The sequence below is a fragment of the Curtobacterium pusillum genome (genome assembly GCF_007680845.1).
In the GTDB taxonomy this organism is placed as follows: domain Bacteria; phylum Actinomycetota; class Actinomycetes; order Actinomycetales; family Microbacteriaceae; genus Curtobacterium; species Curtobacterium pusillum_B.
In genome coordinates this window covers 198,818-207,891 of sequence record NZ_VEIY01000007.1, presented here as the reverse complement: position 1 = coordinate 207,891, position 9,074 = coordinate 198,818, and the positions used below count along the sequence as shown (strand labels likewise).

Here is a 9,074-nt window from a genome sequence, read left to right as displayed (position 1 = left end):
GGACGAAGTAGCCGACGAAGAAGACGCCGACGATCGCGAACCAGAGGACAGGGAGATCCATCTCAGTACACCGTCACTTCGTGCTTGACCTCGCCCGTCGCCTGGTCGACCTCGGCCGCGGGGGTCGGGCCTTCCTGCGCCACCTTCTTGATGAGGCGGAACTCGACGACCGCGAGCGAACCGTAGATGAGCGTGAACACGACGAGCGAGATGAGGACCTCGATTCCGGTCACGTTCGGGGAGACGCCGTCGCTGGTCTTGAGCAACCCGAAGACGAGCCACGGCTGGCGGCCCATCTCCGTGAAGATCCAGCCGACGATCATGGCGGCCATCGGGAGCGGGACCGTCCAGGTGGCGACGCGCCAGACCCACCGCTTGGTGGGGAACCGGCCCTTGCGGGTCAGCCACAGGCCGGCGAGCGACACCATGACGGCACCGACGCCGAGGGCGATCATCCAGCGGAACGCCCAGTAGGTGACCCAGATGATCGGCTTGTAGTCACCGGGGCCGTACACCTGCGAGTACTGCGCCTGCAGATCGTTGATGCCCTCGACCGTGCCGTTGAACGTGTGGGTCGACAGGAACGACAGCAGGTAGGGCACGCGGATCGAGAACAGCTCGTGCACACCGTCCGGGGTCCCGAGGGTGAAGATCGAGAACGAGGCGTCCTTGCCGGTGGCGGTGTTGTACAGCGCCTCGGCCGCGGCCATCTTCATCGGCTGCGTGTCGACCATGGTGAGGCCGAGCTGGTCGCCGGTCAGCACCGTGAGCGCACCCGCCGCGAGCATCGTCCACATGCCGAACTTCAGCGCCGGCATCATCGTCTCGAGGTTCTGGTTGCGCGCCAGGTGGTACGCGGCGACCGAGATGATCACGGCTGCGGCGACCATGAAGCACGCGAACAGGGTGTGCGGGAACGCGGCCAGGGCGACCTTGTTGCCGAGCACCGCCCAGATGTCCGTGAGCTCGGCACGCCCCTTCGCCTCGTTCATGGTGAACCCGACCGGGTGCTGCATGAACGCGTTCGCGGCGATGATGAAGTACGCCGACATGATCGTCCCGGCGCTGACGCACCAGATGCTCGCCAGGTGCACCCCCTTGGGCAGGCGGTCCCACCCGAAGATCCAGATGCCGATGAACGCCGCCTCGAAGAAGAAGGCGAGGATGCCCTCGAGCGCGAGCGGAGCGCCGAAGACGTCCCCGACGAAGCGGGAGTAGTTCGACCAGTTCATGCCGAACTGGAACTCCTGCACGATCCCCGTCACGACGCCCATCGCGAAGTTGATGAGGAAGATGCGACCGAAGAACCGGGTCAGCTGGAGGTAGTGCGCCCGCCCGGTCCGGTGCCAGGCGGTCTGGAACACGGCCACGACGACGGCCATGCCGATCGTCAGCGGGACGAAGAGGAAGTGGTAGATCGTCGTCAGACCGAACTGCCACCGCGACAGGATGAGCGGATCGAGGATGTCGTTCATGCGGCGTGTCCGTGCCGGGTCGCCGCGCGCTGTTGGTGCACGTCAGTTGCTTCCTGTGGAAGGGGACTTCTGGTGTCACTGGCCGTTGGGACACCTCCACGCTACCGCTCGGACACCGCACTCGACAAGTTGTAGAAGGCTCGTCTGCACGAACGTGCAGGAGCAGTGCACGCCACAACCGTGCGGAACACCTGTGCTGGATGTCCGCAGGACGAACGACGACAGGTGCCGGGCGGATGCCCGACACCTGTCGTTTTACTGCGCGTGCGGTCTACAGCAGGTCGTTGTCCTGCAGGAAGGCCTTGGCGACCGAAGCCGCCGACTTCTGGTCGACCGAGTTCTGACGGTTCAGCTCGATGAGCGCGTCCGTGGTGAGGAGCTTGTTGACCTTCTCGATGGCGTCGGCGGCCTTCGAGGAGAGGTCCTTCGACACGATCGGCGTGACGTTGTTCGCCGGCACCAGGTGCTTCGGGTCCTCGAGGGTGACGAGCTTCTCGGTCTTGATCGAGGCGCTGGCGGAGTAGATGTCCGCGACCTGCGAGTCACCGTCCTGGATCGCCTTGATCGTCAGCGGGCCGCCGGAGTCGTTCTGCTGGTTCACCTCGCCGGTGATGCCGTACTTCTCCTTGAGGCCCTTCGGGCCGTAGGCGGCCGTCGCGAACTCCGGGTTGGCGGCGATCGAGATCGTCCCGCCGATCTTGGACAGGTCCGCGATGGACTTGAGGTCGTACTTGTCCGCCGTGGCCTGCGTCACCGTGTAGGTGTCGGCGTCGGAGGCGTCCGCCGACGGCAGCGCCTTGACGCCGGACGGCAGCGTGCTCTTCAGGGCGCTGTTGATGCCGTCCGTCGTGGTCTCGGTCGTGGTGGCCTTGCCGTCCTCGGCGAGGAGGAAGTTCAGCAGGTTGCCGTTGTACTCCGGGAAGACGTCGATGCTCCCCTTGGCGATCTCCGGCCAGTACGCCTTGCGCTGCCCGATGTTGAGCTGCTTCTTGACGGTGAAGCCCTCGTGCTGGAGTTCCTGCGCGTAGAGCTCGGCGATGATCTCGTTGGACGGGTAGGCCTGCGAGCCGACGACGATGGTCTTCGAGTCGCCGCTGCCGGAGTCGGAGGAGAGCGGGTCGCTCGACGAGCAGCCCGCGAGGGCGATGGCGGCCGCGGACGCGACGGCGATCGTCGCGGCGAGGCGCCGGGTCGTTGCTGTGATCACGGGTGGGTTCCTTCCACAGGGGTTGATGCTCGTGGTGCCGAGCGATGGGGGGTCCGCCGCGACTGGCGCGCCGCGCCCGCGGAGACACCCGCGGGGACGGCGAGCCGCTGCAGTGCGGCGAAGACGATCTCGAAGGCGATGGCCAGCACGATCACCAGGATCGAACCGCCGAGGACCTCGACGTAGTCCGAGTTCGCGAGACCGGAGAAGGCGTAGCCGCCGAGGCCGCCGGCGTTGATGTAGGCGGCGAGGGTGACGGTGGCCACGACCTGCAGGACGGCGGCACGGATGCCACCGACGATGAGCGGGAGCGCGAGCGGGATCTCGACCTTGGCGAGCAGCTGCCACGGCGTCATGCCCTGCGCCTTCGCCGCGTCGATCGTCACCCTGTCGATCGCTTCCACGCCGGAGTAGGTGCCGGCGAGGATCGACGGGATCGCGAGGATCACGAACGAGATGACCGGCGCCTCGAGCCCGAGGCCGAGCCAGAGCGCGAGCAGCGTCAGCACGCCGAGGGTCGGGAGCGCGCGCACGCCGCCGGACAGCCCGACCGCGAGGCCCCGCCCCTTGCCGGTGTGCCCGATGAGGAGCCCGAGCGGCACCGCGATGACGACCGCGATCGCCACGGTGAGGAGCGTGATCCCGACGTGTTCGCCGAGCCGGACGAGGATGGCGTTGCTCCCGGTGTTGTTCGCCGGGTCGAAGATCCAGGCGATGCCCTGCGCGAAGAGGTTCATGCGGACACCCCCTGTGCACGGACCTCGGCCGCGGCGCGCCGGCGCACCGATCGCGCGCCACCACCGCTGCCCCGCGTCCACGGCATCACGATCCGGCCGATGAGCACGAGCAGCCCGTCGATGACGAGAGCCAGGACGATCGTGAGCACGATCCCCGTGAGGATCTCGACGCTGATGGCGCGCTTCAGCCCGTCCGTCAGCAGGAAGCCGAGGTTCGGGATGCCGAGGAGCGCGCCGACGGTGACGAGCGACACCGTGGACACGGCGACGACCCGGATGCCGGCGAGGAGCACCGGTCCGGCGAGCGGGAGCTCGACCTTGAAGAACCGCTGCACGGGGGAGTAACCGAGCGCTTCGGCAGCGCCGACGACACCGGGGTCGACGGCGTCGATGGCGTCGGCGGCGGAACGGGCCATCAGGGCGATGCCGTAGACCGTCAGGGCGATCTCGACGTTGATCGGGTCGAGGATGCTCGTGCCGAGGATCGCCGGGAGTGCCAGGAAGAACGGGAACGACGGGATCGCGTAGAGCAGGCTCGCCACCACGACGATGGTCGACCCGGTCGCCCGGGCAGCACCGCGACGCTTGCGGAGGCGCGACACGAGCAGTCCGATCGGCACCGACAGCAGGAAGCTGATCACGATCGGCGGGATCGACAGCCAGACGTGCGCGATCAGGTTGTCACTGATCGTGTCCGTGTTGCCGAGGACCCAGTTCACGCGTCGCCCCGCTGCCGCTGCGGCACGGCTTCGGCCGCGTCGACGACCTGCACCGGGCCGGTGAGGACACCGGCGGCACGGCCTTCGCCGTCGACGACGATCGGGCCGGTCGGGGTCTGCTCGACCCGCAGTGCGCGCCGACCGCGACCGGCACCGATGAAGTTCGCGACGAAGTCGTCGGCGGGCTCGGCGAGGATCTCGGCCGGCGTCCCGAGCTGGGCGATCTCGCCGCCCTTCTTGAGGATGACCACCTGGTCGCCGAGCTTGAACGCCTCGTCGATGTCGTGCGTGACGAAGACGACGGTCTTGCCGAGCTCGCGCTGCAGGCGGATGAGCTCGTCCTGCAGGTCGTTGCGGACGAGCGGGTCCACGGCCCCGAACGGCTCGTCCATGAGCAGGATGTTCGGGTCCACCGCGAGTCCGCGGGCGACGCCGACGCGCTGCTGCTGGCCGCCCGAGAGCTGCGAGGGGTACCGGTTCGCGAACGCCCGGTCGAGGCCGACGGTGTCCATCAGCTCGAGGGCCCGCGCACGGGCGTCGGCCTTCGACACCCCGGTGAGCAGCGGCACCGTGGCGATGTTGTCGGCGACCTTCCGGTGCGGCAACAGGCCGGCGTTCTGCATCACGTAGCCGATGCGGCGACGGAGCTGGACCGGGTCGACACCGGCGACGTCCTCGCCGTCGATCTCGACCGTGCCGGAGGTGGGATCGACCATGCGGTTGATCATCCGGAGCAGGGTGGTCTTCCCGCTCCCGCTCGACCCCACGAGGACCGTGGTGGTCCGGGAGGGGATGACGAGACTGAAGTCGTCGACGGCACTCGTGCCGTCCGGGTAGGTCTTGCGCACCGAGCGGAACTCGATCATGGGTGTCCTTCTGTTCGGAGGTAGCCCGACTCCGAGTGAGAGTACCCGTCGGGTCCGACACCGGTTCAGCCGTGACGATCCGTGACGTGTCCCGGACAGCCGGATGACGTTCTGGGACGCACCGCGCGCGGACCGGCGGCCGGACGCACGACGACGCCCGCGCCTCCTGTTCGGAGAGCGGGCGTCGTCGGATTGGTGGGCGGCAGGTCCGCCGGTCAGGAGGCGGCGATCACCGCTTCGAGGTGGGCGCGGCTCATCGCGCGGTACTCCTCGATGAGGGCCGTGTCGGGGTTCGCCGGGTCGCGGTGCGCGCGGGCCAGCACGGCGTGCGAGGACTCGGCGAGCACGACCCAGGTGCGCTGGAGGCGTTCCCCGGTCGGCAGGCCGAACCGCTCGTGCAGGATCTGGGAGACGGCGCTCCCCAGCGCGGCCATGCGGTCCTCGGCGTCGCCGGTCCCGGTGTCCGCGGCGTCGCCGAAGCGGATCGCGCGGAAGCCCGGTTCCGTGCGGTACATCTCGGCGGTGACGTCGATCAGGGCGTCGCAGGCTTCCTGCCACGTGGTGGCCGCACTCGACTCGAGCGCGGTGACGAACCGTTCGCCCAGGCGCTGCGTGCTGCGGATCGCCAACGCCTCGACCACGGCGATGCGGTCCGGGAAGTAGCGGTAGACGGTGCCGATGGACGCCCCGGCCCGCTCGGCGACCATCGCGGTCGTGAGTCGCTCGAACCCGATCTCGTCGATCACCGCGGCAGCGGCGTCGAGGAGGCCGGCGAGGCGCGCCGAACTGCGGGCTTGGACCGGCTCGTTCCTGAGCAGTGATTGTCCCCCCGGCAGTGCGTTCGAGACCTCGGTGACGAGCACGTGTTCTCCTCTTGCGCTCATGGCGCTCCTCGTGTGGGTGTGACGCACCAACTGTCGCAGAGACCGGCTGGAATATCGCTGCGACTCTCCAAGACCTCGCACGAGGTCGTAGGTCCGGCGGACCCGACCGTGGAATGATGGGGCGATGCCCGACCCGACGCACCACGAGCCGTCGCTGGCCGAGCCGATCCTCCACCGGGCCGCCCGCATCGAGGACGCCGTCCAGGAGTTCCGCGAGCAACGTGCACGTCGCCGCGGACTCGTGCCGACCGTGATCCCGTACAACGGGTACGGCGCTCCCGGGTGGGTCCGGGTGCTCTGCCGGGTGCTCCTCACCCGACGGGGCCTCGCGTCGGACGCGTCCTTCTACGGCGTCCGCGGCTGGAAGAGCTTCACGAGCGTCGCGGTCGACGACGCCGAGGTCACGATCACCGCCGGCGGCACCACGCACGTCGTGCAGTCCGACCGCGGCGGCGTCGTGGACACCATCGTCCCGATCGACCTCGAGCCGGGCTGGCGCACCATCAAGCTCTCGGCCGGGGGCATGCGCGACGTCGAGGCCGACGTGTTCATCGTGCACCCGGACACCCGCTTCGGGCTGCTCTCCGACATCGACGACACGGTCATGGTGACCTCGCTCCCCCGCCCGATGCTGGCGGCGTGGAACTCGTTCGTCCTGACGGAGCACGCCCGGCGTCCGGTCCCGGGCATGTCGGTGCTCTACGAACGGGTGCTCGCGCAGCACCCCGGCGCCCCGACCGTGTACCTCTCCAGCGGCGCGTGGAACGTCGCACCGACGCTGCAGCGCTTCCTCAGCCGCAACCTCTACCCGTCGGGGACGCTCCTGCTCACCGACTGGGGCCCCACGCACGACCGGTTCTTCCGCAGCGGGCAGCTCCACAAGCAGCAGAACCTCGAGCGGCTAGCGAAGGACTTCCCGGACGTGCAGTGGCTGCTGGTCGGCGACGACGGGCAGCACGACGAGTCGCTGTACGGCGAGTTCGCCCGCGCCCACCCGGAGAACGTCGCCGGCGTCGCGATCCGGCAGCTCTCCACGAGCGAGGCGGTCCTGGCCGGTGGACGCTCCCGGGCGCAGGAGCGGTCCCGCGAGTCCTCGGCGCCGTGGGTCTACGCCCCGGACGGTGCCGGCATGTGGTCCGAGCTCGCACGCGTCGGGATCGCCGAGGCGGACCCGGCCGACCCGGCCTGACGCGCTGAAGCATCCCTCAGCAAGCCACCCGCCTCCCGGAGCCGACGGTGGTTGGATCGCCCCATGAGCACGGCGACGCCACCGACCAACCGCATCGAGGACCACGCGCTGATCGGTGACACGTACACCGCCGCGCTCGTCGGGCGGGACGGCACCATCGACTGGGCGTGCCTGCCCCGGTTTGACAGCCCGTCGACCTTCGCGTCGATCCTCGGCACGGAGGACCACGGGCACTGGACGCTCCGACCCACGGACCCGGACGCGACCTCGACCCGTCGCTACGACCACGACACGCTCGTGCTCTCGACGGTGTGGACGACGAGCACCGGCATCGTCGAGGTCACCGAGTTCATGCCGATCGGCGCCCACCGCGCCACGATCGTGCGCCGGGTGCGCGGCCTCCGCGGTTCGGTCGAGCTCCGGCAGACGCTGCGGATCCGGTTCGACTACGCCCTCGCGCTCCCCTGGGTCCGGCAGATCGGCGGCGACGAGGACCCGGCCCTCCTCGCGACCGCCGGGCCCGGCTCCGTCATCGTCCGGGGCGTCCGGTTCCACGCCGACGACCACCGGCACACCGCGACGAGCACCGTGCACGACGGCGACGTCCTCGACACCGTCCTCACCTGGTACCCGTCGCACCGTGAACCGCCGCAGCCGATCGACGTCGACCGGGCGCTCCAGCACACGGTCACCTGGTGGCGGGACTGGATGGCAACGGCACGCACCGAGGGCCGCTACGCCGAGCCCGCCCGCCGCTCGCTGCTCCTCCTCCGCGCGATGACCCACGCGGAGACCGGAGGGGTCGTCGCGGCGGCGACCACGAGCCTCCCCGAGGACCCCGGCGGCGAACGGAACTGGGACTACCGCTACGTCTGGCTGCGTGACGCCTCCCTCGCCCTGGCGTCGCTCATCGCCCACGGGTACCGGGACGAGGCGGCGCACTGGCGCGGGTGGCTCCTCCGGGCGATCGCGGGTGACCCCGCCGACGTGCAGATCATGTACGGCATCGCCGGCGAACGCGAGCTCCCGGAGCGCGAGCTCCCGAACCTCCCCGGGTACGCCGGCTCGACGCCGGTCCGGGTCGGCAACGGCGCGTACACGCAGTACCAGGGCGACGTCTTCGGCGAGGTCCTCGCGGCCCTCCACGACGCCCGCGAGCTCGGGGTCGAGGAGAACGCCGACTCGTGGGCCCTGCAGCGCGCACTCCTCGGCTACGTCGAGGAGCACTGGCAGGAGCCCGACAACGGCATCTGGGAGATGCGCGGCCCGCGTCGGCACTTCACGCACTCGCGCGCCATGATCTGGGCGGCGTTCGACCGCGGCGTCGCGGCCGTCGAGGAGTTCGGGCTCGAGGGTCCCGTCGACCGCTGGCGCACCCTGCGGGCCCAGGTCCGCGCCGAGATCGAGGAGCACGGCTGGAACGCCGAGCGGGGCAGCTACCGGCAGCACTACGACACCGACGAGGTCGACGCCAGCCTGCTCGTCCTGCCCCAGATCGGGTACGTCAAGCCCGGCGACCCCCGCATGACCGGGACGGTCGCCGCCATCGAGGAGGACCTCCGCACCGGGTCGGACGGCCTCGTGCTCCGCTACCGGACCTCGTCCGGGTTCGACGGCCTCTCCGGCAGCGAGCACCCGTTCCTCGCGTGCTCGTTCTGGCTCGTCGAGCAGTACGCCGCGTCCGGCCGGATCGAGGACGCCGAGCGGCTCATGGACGTGCTCGTCGGGTACGCCAACGACGTCGGGATGCTCTCCGAGGAGATCGACGTCGCGACCCGGCACCACATCGGCAACACGCCGCAGGCGCTCTCGCACCTCACGCTGGTGTCGGCCGCCGACGCGATCGCCCGTGCCCGGGGTGCGGCCGCCGGGCACCGCACGCGCCTGGCCGTGCACGACGGCGGGACGCGGTCGTGGACGGGCGAGGGCGAGCGGGCCGGGACCCCGGCGTAGCCGCGGTACGCGAAAGCGACCGTCCGGTCTGACGGATCCCCGCG

At 70.0% G+C, this 9,074-nt stretch carries 8 protein-coding genes; 2 read left to right on the top strand and 6 right to left on the bottom strand.

Annotated elements, in window-relative coordinates:
• Window positions 1-62: 62 nt before the first annotated feature.
• The 6 genes from FS825_RS15310 to FS825_RS15285 form a co-directional block, all read right to left on the bottom strand.
• Window positions 63-1,475, bottom strand: a complete 1,413-nt coding sequence (locus FS825_RS15310; RefSeq protein WP_144714605.1) for a cytochrome ubiquinol oxidase subunit I — start codon at window positions 1,473-1,475, stop codon at window positions 63-65.
• Window positions 1,476-1,746: 271 nt separating this feature from the next.
• Window positions 1,747-2,682 (bottom strand): ABC transporter substrate-binding protein, encoded by a 936-nt coding sequence (locus tag FS825_RS15305; RefSeq protein WP_260981264.1) that lies wholly within the window; start codon window positions 2,680-2,682, stop codon window positions 1,747-1,749.
• Window positions 2,679-3,419, bottom strand: coding sequence for an ABC transporter permease (locus FS825_RS15300; protein WP_144714601.1), 741 nt, complete (start codon window positions 3,417-3,419; stop codon window positions 2,679-2,681). Before FS825_RS15300 ends, FS825_RS15305 begins: the two co-directional genes overlap by 4 nt.
• Window positions 3,416-4,138, bottom strand: a complete 723-nt coding sequence (locus FS825_RS15295; protein WP_144714598.1) for an ABC transporter permease — start codon at window positions 4,136-4,138, stop codon at window positions 3,416-3,418. Before FS825_RS15295 ends, FS825_RS15300 begins: the two co-directional genes overlap by 4 nt.
• A complete protein-coding gene (locus tag FS825_RS15290) occupies window positions 4,135-5,004 on the bottom strand; it encodes an ABC transporter ATP-binding protein (protein ID WP_144714595.1) in 870 nt (289 codons plus the stop codon). Before FS825_RS15290 ends, FS825_RS15295 begins: the two co-directional genes overlap by 4 nt.
• 215 nt (window positions 5,005-5,219) lie before the next feature.
• Window positions 5,220-5,888, bottom strand: a complete 669-nt coding sequence (locus tag FS825_RS15285; RefSeq protein ID WP_144714592.1) for a TetR/AcrR family transcriptional regulator — start codon at window positions 5,886-5,888, stop codon at window positions 5,220-5,222.
• A 124-nt stretch (window positions 5,889-6,012) separates the two neighbouring features.
• On the opposite strand from FS825_RS15285, the gene FS825_RS15280 reads away from it, so the two are divergent.
• Both FS825_RS15280 and FS825_RS15275 read left to right on the top strand, forming a co-directional pair.
• A complete protein-coding gene (locus tag FS825_RS15280) occupies window positions 6,013-7,077 on the top strand; it encodes an App1 family protein (protein WP_144714589.1) in 1,065 nt (354 codons plus the stop codon).
• 63 nt (window positions 7,078-7,140) lie between these two features.
• The gene (locus FS825_RS15275) at window positions 7,141-9,030 is read left to right on the top strand and encodes a glycoside hydrolase family 15 protein (protein WP_144714586.1); all 1,890 of its coding nucleotides are present in this window, start codon (window positions 7,141-7,143) and stop codon (window positions 9,028-9,030) included.
• Window positions 9,031-9,074: the final 44 nt, after the last annotated feature.